This window comes from Agrilactobacillus yilanensis (assembly GCF_003946725.1).
Lineage (GTDB): Bacteria > Bacillota > Bacilli > Lactobacillales > Lactobacillaceae > Agrilactobacillus > Agrilactobacillus yilanensis.
The window spans coordinates 50479-66015 of the sequence record NZ_RHOY01000007.1; the positions used below are offsets into that span (position 1 = coordinate 50479).

Genomic DNA, 15537 nt, shown 5'->3' on the forward strand with positions numbered 1-15537 from the left:
TGAAAATACGACAGTGATTCAGAAATAATCGGAAAAATAAGGTGTTTCCACAGGAATAATCCGTTCCAAGTTTTTAATTGCCCGATGGCTAGCCTGCAGCCGTTCAATTTTTGCCAAGTAAGATGGCCGCTGATAACTCATTAACATGGTGGTTAACGTCTGGATGTCACATTGTACCCGCTCACCCCTTGGTAAATCCCCAATTTCTAATTGACCATCTTCCGCCACATGTAAGCTGAAAATACCATTATTCCATGCGGCCATAGGATCGGTTAAATCAAAGTAAAAATCAATGCCTTCTTTTTCAAAAGGATAGGATTTTAAAAATTCTTTGACGTCCACAATCCGGGCCATGTAATACGGCTCAATGGTTTCTTTAATATCCCCATCATCTAATAAAAAGGCCAGCGGTTCATCTTTGTAAATATGGCCTTTGATGTGATCTACCATGGAATAGTGGGCACTGATAAAGTTCCATAGACCAATGCGGGCATCTTGATTTAAATAAATCATTTCTTTCATATGAAAAACTTCTTCAGCGATCCAATAAATAATAAAACCTTGGGGCTGTTGATGTTCATCGTAATAAATGGCCGCTGTCCGTTCCTCTTCATTTTCCCAGCGCCAATATTCATCCCAAGCTAGTTGATCGCGGATCATCGCGCCATGGGTCTGGTGGGCAAAAGCATCATAAGTCTTAAAAACATCCGGATCATCAATTTCTTTACGTTCCACAAAGCCGGTTACTTTCACTTGCTTCGGTAATTGCGTATCCCGGATATCAAACGTTAAATGATCAGACATAATTTCCCAGCCCTTTTTGCGATAAAACGGGATGCTATAAGGGTATAAAAAGGAAATCCACTGCTGGTTTTCACGCATCCGTTCCAACCCAACTTTAATTAAATCATGCATCAATCCTTGGCCGGCATATTCCGGATAAGTACCCACCCCAGTGAGCCCAGCCATTTTAAAAATTGTCCCATGAATATTGACTTGACAAGGATAGATCGCTAATTGTGAAATCAGCTGTTCTTGATTATACCAACCAATAACATCTGATTTTTCTAAAACAGGCTGTTTAGCATGGACTAATTCGCCTTCTTCATAGCCACTTTCGATTAAATCTTGATTTGTTACTTGAAAGACGTACCGCAATAAATCATTAAACTGGGTTACATCACTTACAGTAACCGGTCTGATCACTAACCCTTCACGGTCATTTATCATAAATTAACGAGCCTCCTTGGCCTGTGTATTAAATGTGTATGGGGTGATATCTTGCATCCCAATCATTGGATCCACACTTTGATTTTGAATGAGCGTCATCGTCAAAATAGTTGTTTCTGGATTGGTTGCTGGTGCCTGTGGTGTTTCTTCAGTACTCGTAGCTAATTGCGTCGATTTAAAAGTTTCTAGTAGCCGCTGAACCAAACTGGTTTTACGGTTAGTGGCCAGAGAGGTGACGGCTGCTTCAAACGCATCCGGTTCCCCAATCATAATCAAAAGCGATTTTGCCCGGGTCACAGCGGTGTAAAGCAAATTACGCTTTAACATGCGGTGAAATTGCCCCACCAACGGCAAAATTACCATCGGAAATTCACTGCCTTGGGCTTTATGGATTGACGTACAGTAAGCTAATGTAAACCGCGCCCACTCTGAACGCTTATAAGTCACCTCATTGCCATCAAAATCAATGGTAATTTGATCTACTTTATCGATATTTTCTTTAGCCAAACTAATGGCAACAATCTGTCCAATTTCACCATTAAACACATTTAGATCCGGACTATTCACCAAATGCAGCACTTTATCACCAATTCGATATTTAAAGTTACCAAAACTAATTTCTTTAGTCCGCTCTGATTTTTTAGGATTCATAATATCTTGCACTAGAGGATTCAGATGGTCAATGCCGGCAATGCCTTTATACATTGGGATCAAAATCTGCATATCCTTACTTGTAAAATCTCGAGCTTTGGCTTTAGCCACGACTTGTCCGATCACATTAGGAATTTGGTTGGCCGGGCAGCGAATGAAACTACGATCCGCTTTATTTTTGAAAAAATCTGCTGTCAGTCGACCTTCATTAATCTCATGGGCTAAATCAATGATCGAGGACTGCTCGTTTTGCCGATAAATACGTTCTAACGCTTGTCCAGCAATAACTTTAGCAGATAAAAGATCCGCAAAAACTTGTCCTGGTCCCACAGAAGGCAGCTGATCTTTATCCCCGACCAAGACTAAATGCATCCCTGAAGGTACTGCTTTGACTAATTGCCGAAACAAACCGGTATCTACCATAGACATTTCATCAACAACGAGTAATTTACCTTCTAATTCATTCGTTACCGCCAGCTGATCCCGTTCTTCACGGCCATTTAAGCCTAACAGCCGGTGAATCGTCCCCGCGGGCAGTCCAGTGGTTTCGCTAAGCCGCTTGGCAGCTCTACCGGTCGGCGCAGCTAATGAAATTGGAAAAGGGGTATCTTGATAATCGTTCACATCTAATGAAAATTCATGATATTGGGCAAAGCAATAAACAATGCCATTGACGACGGTAGTTTTCCCTGTGCCTGGTCCCCCAGTCAACAAACTCACCGAACTTTCCAACGCCTGGCGAATCGCTGCTTTTTGCTGCTGATCGTATTGAATTTGTAAATTCTGTTCTGCACTTTCAATTAAAGCCGAAAAGGTGGCATCGTCTAAATGCACTTTATCGGCTTGGTACAATCGATTTAAATGTTCTGCAATTTGCCATTCACTGCGGAATAAAAAATCTGGATATAAGCGGTGTTCTTGAGAAATCAACTGCCCTTTTTGAGCTAATACCGTCATTTGATCAATCAGCCGTTGGGTATCCACGGGGACACGGCGACTGCTTTCCAGCAGAGCAATCGTTTCATCCAGCACTTGATCGGCGTCCGTATAAGTATCCCCGGTTTTGAACGTTAAATCATTTAAAATCTGTAAAATACCTGCTTGATACCGTTCCGGTGCTTCAGCGGTGATCCCTTCTTTTTCAGCGATCTGATCGGCCCGCTTAAAACCAATCCCATTAATATCATAAACAAGCTGATAAGGATTTTCTGATAAAACTTTTAAGGTATTTTCTTTATACTTTTGATAAATTTGTGTCGCCAAGCTGCTACCAAAACCGTAAGTATTTAAGCCAATAATTGCCTTTTCCATGCCCACGTTATCTTGCAAAGCTTGAACTAAGTTATTACGTTTGCTCTGGCTTAAGCCTAAACCGGCTAAATTGCTAGGATCCTTTAAAATTTGATCAATCGCATTTATGCCTAATTTGGCAACAATTCTTTCGGCAGTTTTAGGCCCAATACCTTTAAACTGTGCGCCAGATAAGTAACCGACTAAGCCATCTTTAGAAGTTGGTGTTTGTGTTTCATAATTTTGCGCTTTAAATTGAAAGCCATAGCGGGGATGATCTACGGAGTGCCCTTTGAAGGTATACACTTGATCTTCTTTAATATCCCCAAACATACCTGTGACGACAATTTCATCATCTTTAAAATCTGGTAAGTCATGGGATTGCACTTTAATCAATAAAATTTTGTAGAAGTTATCTGGATTTTGAAAAAAGATGCTTGTGACTGTCCCCGTCACAAAATGCTGCTGAGCGGTTGGCTCGTTCATTATGAAATTACCCCTTCTTAATTTAACTTACTTTGTCCTCAAAAACTTTTCAATTTCACTAAGTCGCTGCTGCTGTTTGTCATAATAAGCTGCGTTTTTTGTTTTAACTTGCAATAACAAGCGATCATCCTTATCCAAAATAAAGGTGACCATTCCGGCGCCAAATAATGCGTCTAAATTATCCGGGTCTACTTTATGAGCCTGCAAATAAAAGTCTTTTGCCGACTGCAGCTGCCCCATGCTCAACAAGCTGTCCCCTAACAAAATACTAGGCGCTGCTGTATCTGGTGCTTTTTCATGAGCTGTCAGCGCAAAGGCGGCAGCTTTAGGATAATTCTGCTGTTTAAAGTAAATTCGTGCTAGCATTAAAAAATTCTCTGACTTAGGCTGTGTTTTAATCAACTGGGTAAACTGCTGCAGTGCTAGTTCAAAGTGTTCTGCCTCATAATAAACAATGCCTAGATCATAGTTTAAGTCCCCATTATTTGGGAAACGATGACAGGCTTTTTGTAAAAGTTCTTCGGCTTGTTCAAAATCTTTTAGTTCTGTGAGATAAGTGCCCAGCTGTAAATAATTATCCAAATCATCCGGTTGTGCGTCAATGGCCTGCACTAATAATTTAACGGCGGCCTCTTTTTGATCAATATTAAATAATGCAGCTGCTTTTTGATTCATTTTAAAGCCCCCCTTGTTAGATCGTATCTGATTGACTGATTTTATGGTGTAAAAATTGGGTATCATTCCATTTTAACAGCTGAAATGTCTGCCCATGATCTAATGTTTCGACAATGGTGACGCTGCTATTGGTTAAACCGCCATTTTTGCGAATATCGGCAATCGGTGTGCCTAATAACGATTGAATTAAAGCTACTAAAGCCGCCCCATGGCTAACAAACAATAGATTCTGATCCCCGTTTTTATCTAGCTTCACTGCCTTTTTTACAACCGGCTGCATCCGCTCGATCAATTCTTGAAAGGTTTCCCCTTGAATGCGGGCGGGATTATAGTTCGCCGGAGCACTTCGAAAATCATGAAGTTCTTCAGGATAGCGCTGCTTCACTTCTGTAAACCGCATGCCTTCCATTTTGCCTAAATTAAATTCGCGTAAATTTTCATTAATGATGATTGGCATATCTTGATTTAAAGCTTCTTTTAAAAAAATAGCGGTCATTTTTGTCCGGGGCAAAGGACTGACATACATTCGCGAAAACCGAATAGGCTCTAAGTAATGCCCTAAACTGACAATGTCGCGATAACTTTGCGGCAATAGCGGTGAATCGCCTTGCCCCCCTTGATAGCGCCCTTCTAAATTCCACTCTGTTTTACCATGCCTTATAAAATAACATTTTGTCATATGTGCACAACCTCTTTGGTCGATCGACCCCGTAATCTGTATTGTTCTTATTATACCAAAAAAACAAGGTGATAAAAGCCAAGCTGTCCACACAAAAAAAAGGATTTGAAACAAAATGAGGTCTTTGCTTCAAATCCGAAAGTTAAGCGTTAACTTATTTTTTAATTAAACATACTGTAATTGTTTTTCAGCTTGATAAGCCGCATCAATTGTGCCGCCGCCTAAGCATTCCTCACCGTCATAAAAAACAACGGCTTGTCCCGGTGTAATAGCCCGAACAGGTTCGTCAAAAACAACTTCAGCCTGATTGTCCGCTAATAAATGAACAGTAACGCCCACATCCTGCTGACGGTAACGGAACTTAGCGGTACAGTGGAACGTCTCTGGCTTCGTTTCGTTGGTCATGAATGAAAGACCGCTGGCTTTTAAACTCGTCGCATAAAGCTTTTCATTATGAAAGCCTTGATCCACATACAAAATATTTTTCTCTAAATCTTTGCCCACGACAAACCAAGGCTCATTAGACTGACCATTACCGCCAATCCCTAAACCAGAACGTTGGCCGATTGTATAATACATTAAACCGCTGTGCTGGCCCATAATCTTGCCGTCAGGTGTCTGCATAACGCCTGCTTTAGCGGGTAAAAACTCACTTAAGAATTTCTTGAAATTCCGCTCGCCAATAAAGCAAACACCAGTAGAATCCTTCTTCTTAGCGGTTGCCAAGCCAGCTTCTTCGGCTAATTGCCGAACATCTTTTTTCTGCATGCCGCCAATTGGAAACATTGCTTTTTGAAGCTGCTCTTGGGACAAGGCACTTAGAAAATAAGTCTGATCTTTGTTGGCATCGCCGCCTCTTAACAAATGCACTGTGCCTTGATCATCTTTATAAGTTTGTGCATAATGCCCCATGGCAATATAATCTGCATTTAAGTCGGTCGCATAATTCAAGAAAGACTTAAACTTAATTTCTTTATTGCACATAACATCCGGATTCGGTGTTCTGCCATGCCGGTATTCATCTAAGAAATACTCAAAAACATTGTCCCAGTATTCCTTTTCAAAGTTAACGGAATAATACGGAATCCCGATTTTAGCGGCAACTTTAGCGACATCTTCATAATCTTCAGTCGCTGTACAGACGCCGGAATCATCCGTATCGTCCCAATTCTTCATGAACACACCGATCACATCATAGCCCTGCTCTTTTAAAAGCAATGCCGTTACCGATGAGTCCACACCACCTGACATGCCAACAACAACACGTGTTTTGCTGTTATCCATCATTTCACCATCATTTCAAATAGATTCTAGTCTTCTACGATTTGAAGGTCGCAAACACCAGTACCACTCATTATAACAAAGGTGTCAAGCTTATTTTACAATTAAAACTTCTCGATCTAATAAATTCTGTATTACATAGTTGAATTGTTCTACAATTGTCCCGGTTTTTTCGAGGTCTTTAAAAATATTCATTGGATGCAGACCGCTGGCATCCGTGACGGACATTTTCAATTTTTGCAATTCTTTAGACACAGTAATTTTTAATTTAAAACCGCCGGCATAAGGTGAAACCCCATTTAAAGGCTGTTCTAATTGGAAATTCCCATTTTTTGTCTCCATAAATCCCGTATCTCTTAAAGTATAGCGTTTCACATTAGGGCTTAAGGCATAAGTATCTGCGCCACCCAAAACTTTCGCTGTTGCTGCTAAGGCCATGCTCTATTCCTCCTAGATTTTACGAGCTTGCTGCTCAAAATATTTTTGGACGCTGTCCACTAATGCCTGGCAAAAGGCATCAATTGCGGCTGTTGTGGTTTGTACCCCAAAACTAATCCGAATGGATTGGGCCACTTGGGGACTGTGGGCACCAAACATCGCTGTCAAAACATGAGATGGTTCTAAACTGCCTGCGGTACATGCCGAACCACCAGAAACTGCAAAACCGGCTAAGTCTAGATTCATTTGTAACACATCTGTTGGCACCCCTTTAATCCAAAGATTAAAAACGTGCTGTAATTCTGTGGCTTCCAAAGTACCATTTACTGAAAAATTGAGCTGATGCTTTGTTAAATAGTCTATAATTTGTTGTTTAAATTGGGCATACTTCAATTGCCGTTTGTGCCGTGTCTCATCATCAATTAAGGCAACTGCTTTGGCAAAACCAGCAATCGCTGGAATATTTTCCGTACCGGCCCGACGTTTGTGTTCTTGTTCGCCGCCTTTAATTAAAGGCAAAAAATTCAAACCTTCCCGGGCATACAAAAAGCCGATAAATTTTGGCCCATTAATTTTATGGGCTGATGTGGACAATAAATCAATATGATCTGCCTCAACGTCAATTGGCACTAAGCCATATGCTTGAACGGCATCTGTATGGAAAACGGCGGGATGCGCTTTTAAAAGCTGACCGATTTCATGAATCGGCATTCTAGCACCGGTTTCATTATTGCCCATCATAATGGTTACTAAAATCGTATCTGGCCGTAAAGCGGCTTTAAAGTCGGCCAAATCAATATGATTCGTTTCATCCACTGGTAAATAGGTAATTTCAAAACCTAAATCCGCTAAATAAGCTAAGGATTTTAAAACAGCGGGATGTTCCACTGCCGTTGAGATAATATGCCGGCCTTGGTCTTGGTGCGCTAAAGCGGTTTGAATAATCGCCGTATTATCGCTTTCACTGCCACCGGAAGTAAAAATAATTTCATCATCTTTAGCATGAATACTTTGGGCGATTGTATGGCGGCTGGCATCTAATACCATCCGTGCCTGACGCCCAAAATAATGGGTACTAGAGGCATTGCCAAAGTCATTGGTCATCTGTTCAGTCATCGTGGCCACAACTTCTGGTGCCATTGGTGTGGTCGCTGCGTTATCTAAATATATATGTTCCAAGGTACACCCCTAACTAATGCATTGCCAAAAAGTTTAATAGCATTTGTGCCGATTGTTTACCGGCTTCAATAATGAAGTCATCAAAATTCACTGCCGCGTTTTGATCCGCCGTATCACTCATCGCCCGGATCACGACAAACGGTATCTTAAATTGAGTGGCGACTTGGCCAACAGCCGCCCCTTCCATTTCATTTGCTAAAGCTTGCGGATATTGTTTCAAGATTTCATCAATCCGTTGGCGGTCATTGACAAACTGATCACCAGAAACAATTAGCCCAGCGGTCGCTTTTAAGCCAGTCGTTTCAGCGGCAGCCACAAAAGCAGAACTTAATTTTTCATCTGCTTTAAAAATTAACGGCTGATCCGGCAGCTGACCTAATTCGTAACCAAAACCAGTAACATCCACATCCGTATAAGCAACACCTGTGGAAACAACGACTTCGCCAATTGTTAAACCGGCACCAATCCCACCAGCAGATCCGGTGTTAACTAATAAATCAAGCTCTGGCACTTGTGCTAATAAGGTAGCCGTGATTGCGGCTTGAACTTTACCAATACCGCTTTGGCAGAGGATCAATGTATGCTGGTTAATTTGACCTTCATAAATTTTGACACCTGCCACGTTTTTTTCAGTTTTATGTTCAAGATGCGCAACTAACAGCGCAATTTCTTCAGGCATTGCACAAATTACACCAATCTTCATCAAAACACTCTTTTCTCAAATATTAATTTATAAATTCTATGCAAAAAATAAAACAATATAAGTGCCAGCAATCAAAAAGCCGACAATTAATAAGGCCCAGTTCAACCGCCATTTTAAATTATAGGAACGTTCCTGTGCATACTCACCGGTCAACGCCCAGCGCTGTTTGAATGTTTTTTTAGCATATGCTTTTTCAACGGCCACTCTTTGATCATCATTTGCTTTAAAAGCTGGATCCGCCTTTTTACGTTGCCGGATTGCTTTTGCTTGCGCGACTTTATTGCGCAAATTGGTAAATATATTAGTCAACTTTAACGTCACCCTTTAATCGAAGGATTTCCCAATAATACAAAGCCATAATGGTTTTAGCATCACAAATTTCCCCACGATTTTGTGCCGCTTTTGCTTCAGCAAAACTTAAATGGTAAACATTTAAAAACTCATCTGCGTCCAAAGACCGTTTATGGGCCACTGGTTTCAAAGTTTTTGTATAATATAGATGTAAATATTCATCCGCAAATCCTGGCGTTGAATAAAAACCGGCTACTTTCTCCAAATCCGGGGTGTAAAAACCGGTTTCTTCATTTAATTCCCGTAAAGCAACGGCTTGCGGATCTGTCTCGCCTAAATCAATTTTACCAGCGGGTATTTCTAAGGTTTCTTGGCGCATTGGTGCCCGCCATTGCTTAACAAAAAGCATTTTACCTTCATCGTCAATTGGCATGATGGCGACAGCGCCATGATGATGAATAATTTCACGTTTCGCAGTCCGGCCATCCGGCAGCAAAACATCTTCTAAATCTAAATTTAAAATGGATCCCCGATATAAGGGTTGTGTTTTTAGAACTTTTTCTTCGAAGTCCATAGGCTAACCTCCAGTTATCTTCTTTCCTTATCTTACAAGGCAATTTCAGTTTTGTAAATTACAGTACGGCGCTTTTTTATGAGAATACATACTCTGGTCCCTAAAAAATCAATCTTTAGCCTTATACTCTTTGGATTTGCCTCTATGTTAAAATGAATCTATAAATAAGCGTAATCAAATCTAGGAGTGACAAAGATGGATAAAAATCTCAAAAGAGTCATGCACATTTGTGCTGGTTTCTTCTTAATTACTTTAGCTTTCTCAATGATTTCTGATGTTAGTGGTGGTGTAAGTCATATTTTGGCCATGGTCGGCACGTTGAGCTTGTCCGTATTTTTAATCACCTTACCTTTTCATATCTTACAAAAACATCGGCAATCCCGTAGCCCTAAAAAAGAGGCCGTTGATGTGGACAAATTAGATCGGAAAATGTTAGCCCATTATCAAAAAGCTGGCCTTTCTGATAGCGATGTTGTATTCTTCAGAAAAACAATGAACGAAGCAGAAACTCAAATTCGTCAATTATCTAAAAATATTGAGGATACCCCTAAATTAAAAGCTATTGACTTAAATATCGACTTCGTAAAGGTTTCTAAATCAATGTTTGCGGCTATTGTCAAAGAACCGCAACGTTTATCTGAAGCCAGTGCTGGTGATTTCTTATACCGCCACTTACCAACTTTAGTAAGCTTAACAGATCGTTATATTGAAATCTCGCATCACGAAGTTAAGACAACTGATACTTGGGAAGTCTTAGCAAAAAGTCTAGATGTTATCAAGAGTTTAGGAAACCAAGTTCGTGAAGACTACAGTCTATTTGTGGCTGATGATTTGGATGAAATGGATCAAGAAATGTCTGCTGCGACAGATTCTTTATCAAACGCCCAAAAGGATGCCATCAAAATGAATGAAGCATTAGCAAAAGTTAATGCCAGCTATGAAAAGAATAAGGAGCAACATTAATGGCCAATACTGAAGACTCTAAGACAAATTCACAAGATTTAATGAGCGATCTATTAAGCAATCCGTTTAATGATCAAACCCCTGATATGCCGCAAAAAGCGGTTACTAAAGATAATGGCGAATCCTTAATTCGTAAATTAACCCCCGATGAACAACAAAAAGCACAAGATTTAGCCCATTCAATTGATGAAACAAATACAACTAGTGTTATCAACTATGGCGCTCAGGCGCAAAAACAATTGGGTGACTTCTCACAAAATATTTTAAATAAAGTTCAATCCCAAGATACTGGTGCTATCGGGGATGCATTGACCGATTTAATGTATCGGCTAAACGAGGCAAATCCTGATGAACTACGGGCTGAAGACAACAATATTTTCAAGCGGATGTTTGGTAAGGTGAAGCGTTCTATTTATGAAGTACAAGGTAAATACCAAAAAATCGGCGCGCAAATTGATTCTATTGGGTCTCGGCTAAATGTTGAAAAAGATGGGCTGTTAAAAGATAACGTAACGATGGAAGAACTTTATCAACAAAACAAAACTTACTTCCAAGCGTTAAATATTTATATCGCCGCTGGTCAATTAAAGGCCCAAGAATTAGATGAAAAACTAATTCCTGAAGCGCAAGCTAAGGCACAAGCAAGCGGTGATCAATTGGATGTACAGGCTGTTAATGATCTAAATCAATTTAAAGATCGTTTGGAAAAACGGACTTATGATTTGGAATTGGCAAAACAAGTTACTTTACAGCAAGCCCCTCAAATTCGCTTAATTCAAAATACAAACCAAGCTTTGGCTGAAAAAATTCAAGCTTCGATTAATACGGCTATTCCCCTTTGGAAAAACCAAGTCGCCATTGCTTTAACTTTATTACGGCAAAAAGATGCCGTCACAGCACAACGACAAGTTTCTGAAACAACTAACGATTTATTGAAAAAGAACAGTGAGATGTTGAAAATGTCTTCTATTGAAACTGCTAGAGAAAATGAACGCGGCGTTGTTGATATTGAAACCTTGCAAAAGACGCAAAATGATTTGATTGAAACATTACAAGAAACCTTAAAGATTCAACAAGAAGGTCATGCAAAACGGGTCAATGCTGAACAAGAATTGGATCGAATGGAACAAGATTTACACGATCAATTATTACAGATTACCCAAGGTCAAAATCCACAAAGCGGCCCTACTCGGCGCAACGTTAATTAGTTAAACTCGTCCGCCACGTCTGTCGCTATAGGTAGTGCTTTTACCCTCAACCAGCTACTTAATAAATATTAAAAGACTAGCTCAAGAACTTCTGAGGGCTAGTCTTTTTTGTTTGTACGTATAATTCTAGAGTATCTGCATTATTAAAGCGTAAGCACTTACGCTCTACTTTTGCGCCAGCGATTTATCGTGACAACTGTAGCAACGGCGCAAATTACAGTGGCTAAAATAAAGACGACGTGCATGCCATAGATAAACAATTCTGGTGATTTAGCCACATAGGTGGTCACATGTCGACCAGCTTTTTGACTCATTGCACCAAATAATACGGTAGTTGCCAACGCAATCCCAATGATCATCCCCATATTTCGGGCTAACGCATTTAGGCCGCCGGCAATCCCTAGATCTTGCTTTTCTACTGAACTCATAATTAACGCATTATTCGGTGCTTGGAAGATACCATTGCCTAAACCCACAGCCCCAATCAAAATCATAAACAGCCATAATGGTGATTGTAACTGAATAAAAGCATAGCCTATTTGCGCGATTAAAATAACAACTAAGCCAATAACCGTTAATAAATAAGGTCCAATCTTATCAGAAATTGCGCCGGATAAAGGTGCCACAACGACTTGAACAATTGGGAAAATCATAAATATATAACCGGCATAATTGGGTGCTAAGCCCCGGGCGTTTTGCAAATAAAACGGTGAGACCACGTTAAAGAAGAAATTAACAATAAAAATCAATAATGCCGTTATCAGACTAATTGTAAAATTACGATTTTTGAAAATATGAAATGAAACTAAAGGATCTTTAGCCTGGCGTTCTGTACGATAAAATAAAATAAAGCTAATTAAGCTTACCAACCATAATCCTAAAATTAAAACTTGGCCAAAACCAATTTCTTGACCAATAAAAACAGCTAGAAAGAAACTAATAATGCCAATTGCAAAAGTCAAAAAGCCCTTAACATCTGTTTTCTTACGATCAAAAAAACGATCCTCTGGTAAAACATAATGGCCTAAAATCATCGTTAAAACACCGATGGGGATGTTAATCCAGAAAATATAGCCCCAAGGTAAATGGGCTAAAATAATACCCCCAATCCCGGGACCCGCAATACTGCCCAAGGACACAAAAGAACCAATTAAACCCAATGCTTTCCCACGATCACTGATGGGGAATACTTCGGTAATAATCCCATTGTTTGTACTCATCGTCATGCTGGCACCAATGGCTTGAACAGTTCTGCCAAATAGTAAAAACCACAGACTATGGTTAAAGCCACACAATATCGAACCAATGACAAATAGCAACGTCCCCCAGCGGAAAACTTTGATTTTACCAAAACTATCACCAATTTTACCAAACAATAATAATAGCGCACAGATCACAATTAAATAAATGGAAACGACCCATTCTACTTGATTGAGAGGAATTGCTAAATCCTTACTCATCACTGGTAAGGCAATGTTCACAATACTACCATCCAATGTAGCCATAAATGTAAACATACCTATTGCCGTTAAAATTAGCCAGCGGTGTTTTTGGACGTCGCTATCGTCAACATAACTTTGAACTTGTGCCACAAAAAATCCTCCAATCTATTCAATAACTTATTAAGTATAAGCATTTTTTTAATTATAAACAACAAAAAAGTGCGACCTTGTCTTAAAACAAAATCACACCTTCTCATTACTGTCTTTTATCTTATTTCAAAATTATTTTATAAGTTTACAGCTACTTTAAATTGCTTATTTTAAATAAATTTGTAACGCGGCTACTAAAAATTCCGCACAGCCCATTTCAATTTTATCATAATATTTTTTAAATCTTGGATCAGCTAAATACATTTGGGCTAATCCTAAATGTGCCGCTTTGGAATAAGTCGGCCAGTATAGCCGTAACCACTGTTCATGTAGTTGACAGACAGCTTGAGCCGCTGTACTAGCGGGATCTCCTTGTTCAAAAGCTTGTTTTAACTGAACATTAATCGCTTCAGTTAATGTTTGAATTTGATCATATTCTGCTTGGGATAAATTCAAAAATTTTTCATTGCTGGCAGCAACGACTGCCTGCCCATAGGTGGCTTCAATTTCACCACCGTATTGCTGTTGATTTTCAGATATTTGCTGTTGTTTTAAAGCTTCAAATTTTTCTTGATCCGTCATAATTAACGCCCCTTTAGCGGCCCGTAAAGATTTCTGAACATTATCAATTAAGCCATCTAAAACTTGACGTTCTTGTTGTAACGCGGTTAATTGGCTAGTCAATACGCTTACAGGATCATAGTTTGAATCATTCATCAATGCTTTAATTTGAGAAAGTTCAAAACCTAAAGTCCGATAAAAACCGATTTGCTGCAGTCGATCAATTTCTACCGTCGTATAAATCCGATAGCCATTGGCCTGCCGTTTTGGTGTTAATAATCCAATCTCATCATAATACCGCAACATCCGCACACTAACGCCTGACAAATCCGCCAATTGTTTGATGGTATAGGTCAATGCCCTCATCCTCTCTGAACCATTTTTTAAGACACTATGTACTATAAACGCTCACATCCTGTCAGGGTCAACCCTTTTAGCACAAAAAAAATTCAACCCAAAATTGAATTGAATTTCTTTACTAACTTAAGCTTGCACATCGTCGTCTAATTCAGTCGGTGCTTCGTCTTTAACAAGCTGTACTTGAGCAGCTTGTGGGCCTCTGGAGCCTTCAGCAATCACAAAGTTAACTTGATCGCCAACATTTAAGGTTTTATAGCCCGGCGTCATAATCGCTGCAAAATGGACAAAAATATCGCCTTCATCTGCAGTTTGAATAAAGCCAAAGCCCTTTTGCTGGTCAAAACTCTTTACTGTTCCAATCATCTTATAATCGATTCCTAACTTTTTATAGTTTTGATAAAATCTAAATATTGTGTCTGTTCCGTAGTTGGTGTCACAGCTGCATTGGTAAAATCACCTTGTAAAGCAGCGTCTAAATCAAGAGTAATTCTATCTTGGAACGTCGCATTACCAATTAGATCAATCCAATAACGGCCGTTATCATCATGCGGTACCGTCTTAACCATACCACCAGGATTATAAACATTCAACTTTTGATCAAAGCTCGCATATTCAGAGCGCAATAACGCCGTCAATAAGCTAGAAGCTGACATGGCTGTCCCACAGGCATTGGTGAAGCCCACACCCCGTTCATAAGTTTTTACAAAAATTGTCCCCGGCTTTTGTAAAACGACAAAGCTCACATTAACTCCTTCTGGGAAATAAGGATTTTTGCCATTTAAATAAGACGCAATTCGTTTTAATTCCGGTCCAGCTAAGACTTCTGGTGTTACAAAGCTGATCAAATGCGGATTTGGTACGGCTACTGCTGTAAAACGCAACGTATCTGATAAGGCCGGTAAAATTTCATCAATCACCTTATCTTTACCATCAAAGTGCATCTTCAAATCTTGGGCCGCAAAACTGACTGGCGAAATTTCCACTTTAAATGCAGCTACGCCTTCAGCTAATGCTTCGTCCTTTTGAACATGTAAATCTTGATACATTGTTTGAACTTTAAATTCATCTTGCTGTGTTGCTTCTGATAAGTAACGGGCCACAGTCCTAAGACCGTTACCACACATGCTGGCTTCAGAACCATCCGCATTAATCACCCGCATACGGCCAACTACACCCGGATGATCACTATTTTCCACCAACAAAATACCATCCGCACCGCCAAGTAAACCAGTTTGTCGATTCGTGACTTGTTGGGTTAATTTTACGATTTCTGATTCTGGCAGAGGTTGTGTTAATTTTGTTGTGTCCAGCAAAAAGAATGTGTTTCCAGAGCCATGAACTTTAATGAGCTTAATTTGCATACGTGCACCCCTTAG

At 39.8% G+C, this 15537-nt stretch carries 16 protein-coding genes; 2 read left to right on the forward strand and 14 right to left on the reverse strand.

Annotated elements, in window-relative coordinates:
- Window positions 1-18: 18 nt before the first annotated feature.
- The 10 genes from EKM93_RS06475 to EKM93_RS06520 all read right to left on the reverse strand — a co-directional run bounded on the left by EKM93_RS06475 (window position 19) and on the right by EKM93_RS06520 (window position 9477).
- On the reverse strand, window positions 19-1230 hold the full coding sequence (locus EKM93_RS06475) for a GNAT family N-acetyltransferase (RefSeq protein ID WP_125714190.1): 1212 nt from the start codon (window positions 1228-1230) through the stop codon (window positions 19-21).
- Between the two features lie 3 nt (window positions 1231-1233).
- The gene (gene recD2 / locus EKM93_RS06480; protein ID WP_125714192.1) at window positions 1234-3657 is read right to left on the reverse strand and encodes an SF1B family DNA helicase RecD2; all 2424 of its coding nucleotides are present in this window, start codon (window positions 3655-3657) and stop codon (window positions 1234-1236) included.
- Between the two features lie 27 nt (window positions 3658-3684).
- Entirely contained in the window at window positions 3685-4332 is a 648-nt protein-coding gene (locus EKM93_RS06485; protein ID WP_164507013.1) for a tetratricopeptide repeat protein, read from the reverse strand.
- Between the two features lie 16 nt (window positions 4333-4348).
- Window positions 4349-5011, reverse strand: coding sequence for a histidine phosphatase family protein (locus EKM93_RS06490; protein ID WP_125714196.1), 663 nt, complete (start codon window positions 5009-5011; stop codon window positions 4349-4351).
- Window positions 5012-5176: 165 nt separating this feature from the next.
- Complete coding sequence (mnmA, locus tag EKM93_RS06495; RefSeq protein WP_125714197.1) at window positions 5177-6298, reverse strand: tRNA 2-thiouridine(34) synthase MnmA; 1122 nt, start codon at window positions 6296-6298, stop codon at window positions 5177-5179.
- An 87-nt stretch (window positions 6299-6385) separates the two neighbouring features.
- Window positions 6386-6730: a DUF1831 domain-containing protein gene (locus tag EKM93_RS06500; protein ID WP_125714199.1), complete on the reverse strand. Its 345-nt coding sequence runs from the start codon at window positions 6728-6730 to the stop codon at window positions 6386-6388.
- 12 nt (window positions 6731-6742) lie between these two features.
- Complete coding sequence (locus tag EKM93_RS06505; protein ID WP_125714201.1) at window positions 6743-7909, reverse strand: cysteine desulfurase family protein; 1167 nt, start codon at window positions 7907-7909, stop codon at window positions 6743-6745.
- Window positions 7910-7922: 13 nt separating this feature from the next.
- On the reverse strand, window positions 7923-8615 hold the full coding sequence (locus tag EKM93_RS06510; RefSeq protein ID WP_191988490.1) for a 5'-methylthioadenosine/adenosylhomocysteine nucleosidase: 693 nt from the start codon (window positions 8613-8615) through the stop codon (window positions 7923-7925).
- A gap of 33 nt (window positions 8616-8648) precedes the next feature.
- Window positions 8649-8921, reverse strand: coding sequence for a hypothetical protein (locus tag EKM93_RS06515; protein ID WP_125714205.1), 273 nt, complete (start codon window positions 8919-8921; stop codon window positions 8649-8651).
- Complete coding sequence (locus EKM93_RS06520; RefSeq protein WP_125714206.1) at window positions 8914-9477, reverse strand: NUDIX hydrolase; 564 nt, start codon at window positions 9475-9477, stop codon at window positions 8914-8916. The genes EKM93_RS06515 and EKM93_RS06520 overlap by 8 nt, the downstream gene beginning before the upstream one ends.
- Before the next feature lie 195 nt (window positions 9478-9672).
- Between EKM93_RS06520 and EKM93_RS06525 the strand changes: the two genes are divergently transcribed.
- Together EKM93_RS06525 and EKM93_RS06530 are read left to right on the forward strand one after the other, a co-directional pair.
- Window positions 9673-10440 carry a 5-bromo-4-chloroindolyl phosphate hydrolysis family protein gene (locus EKM93_RS06525; RefSeq protein WP_125714208.1) on the forward strand — a complete coding sequence of 256 codons (768 nt, stop codon included), beginning with the start codon at window positions 9673-9675 and terminating at the stop codon, window positions 10438-10440.
- On the forward strand, window positions 10440-11648 hold the full coding sequence (locus EKM93_RS06530) for a toxic anion resistance protein (protein WP_125714210.1): 1209 nt from the start codon (window positions 10440-10442) through the stop codon (window positions 11646-11648). The genes EKM93_RS06525 and EKM93_RS06530 overlap by 1 nt, the downstream gene beginning before the upstream one ends.
- 158 nt (window positions 11649-11806) lie before the next feature.
- Here the strand turns inward: EKM93_RS06530 and EKM93_RS06535 are convergent, their stop codons facing one another.
- The 4 genes from EKM93_RS06535 to dapF form a co-directional block, all read right to left on the reverse strand.
- Window positions 11807-13240, reverse strand: a complete 1434-nt coding sequence (locus EKM93_RS06535; RefSeq protein ID WP_225423657.1) for an MFS transporter — start codon at window positions 13238-13240, stop codon at window positions 11807-11809.
- 165 nt (window positions 13241-13405) lie between these two features.
- Window positions 13406-14158, reverse strand: coding sequence for a MerR family transcriptional regulator (locus EKM93_RS06540; protein ID WP_225423658.1), 753 nt, complete (start codon window positions 14156-14158; stop codon window positions 13406-13408).
- Window positions 14159-14284: 126 nt separating this feature from the next.
- Window positions 14285-14524: a cold-shock protein gene (locus EKM93_RS06545; protein WP_125714214.1), complete on the reverse strand. Its 240-nt coding sequence runs from the start codon at window positions 14522-14524 to the stop codon at window positions 14285-14287.
- 14 nt (window positions 14525-14538) lie between these two features.
- Entirely contained in the window at window positions 14539-15522 is a 984-nt protein-coding gene (dapF, locus tag EKM93_RS06550; protein WP_125714217.1) for a diaminopimelate epimerase, read from the reverse strand.
- Window positions 15523-15537 lie beyond the last annotated feature (15 nt).

Coding starts and splice junctions, on each gene's coding strand:
- EKM93_RS06475 (WP_125714190.1), bottom strand. CDS start 1,230: ATGATAAATGACCGTGAAGGGTTAGTGATCAGACCGGTTACTGTAAGT.
- recD2 (WP_125714192.1), bottom strand. CDS start 3,657: ATGAACGAGCCAACCGCTCAGCAGCATTTTGTGACGGGGACAGTCACA.
- EKM93_RS06485 (WP_164507013.1), bottom strand. CDS start 4,332: ATGAATCAAAAAGCAGCTGCATTATTTAATATTGATCAAAAAGAGGCC.
- EKM93_RS06490 (WP_125714196.1), bottom strand. CDS start 5,011: ATGACAAAATGTTATTTTATAAGGCATGGTAAAACAGAGTGGAATTTA.
- mnmA (WP_125714197.1), bottom strand. CDS start 6,298: ATGATGGATAACAGCAAAACACGTGTTGTTGTTGGCATGTCAGGTGGT.
- EKM93_RS06500 (WP_125714199.1), bottom strand. CDS start 6,730: ATGGCCTTAGCAGCAACAGCGAAAGTTTTGGGTGGCGCAGATACTTAT.
- EKM93_RS06520 (WP_125714206.1), bottom strand. CDS start 9,477: ATGGACTTCGAAGAAAAAGTTCTAAAAACACAACCCTTATATCGGGGA.
- EKM93_RS06525 (WP_125714208.1), top strand. CDS start 9,673: ATGGATAAAAATCTCAAAAGAGTCATGCACATTTGTGCTGGTTTCTTC.
- EKM93_RS06530 (WP_125714210.1), top strand. CDS start 10,440: ATGGCCAATACTGAAGACTCTAAGACAAATTCACAAGATTTAATGAGC.
- EKM93_RS06545 (WP_125714214.1), bottom strand. CDS start 14,524: ATGATTGGAACAGTAAAGAGTTTTGACCAGCAAAAGGGCTTTGGCTTT.
- dapF (WP_125714217.1), bottom strand. CDS start 15,522: ATGCAAATTAAGCTCATTAAAGTTCATGGCTCTGGAAACACATTCTTT.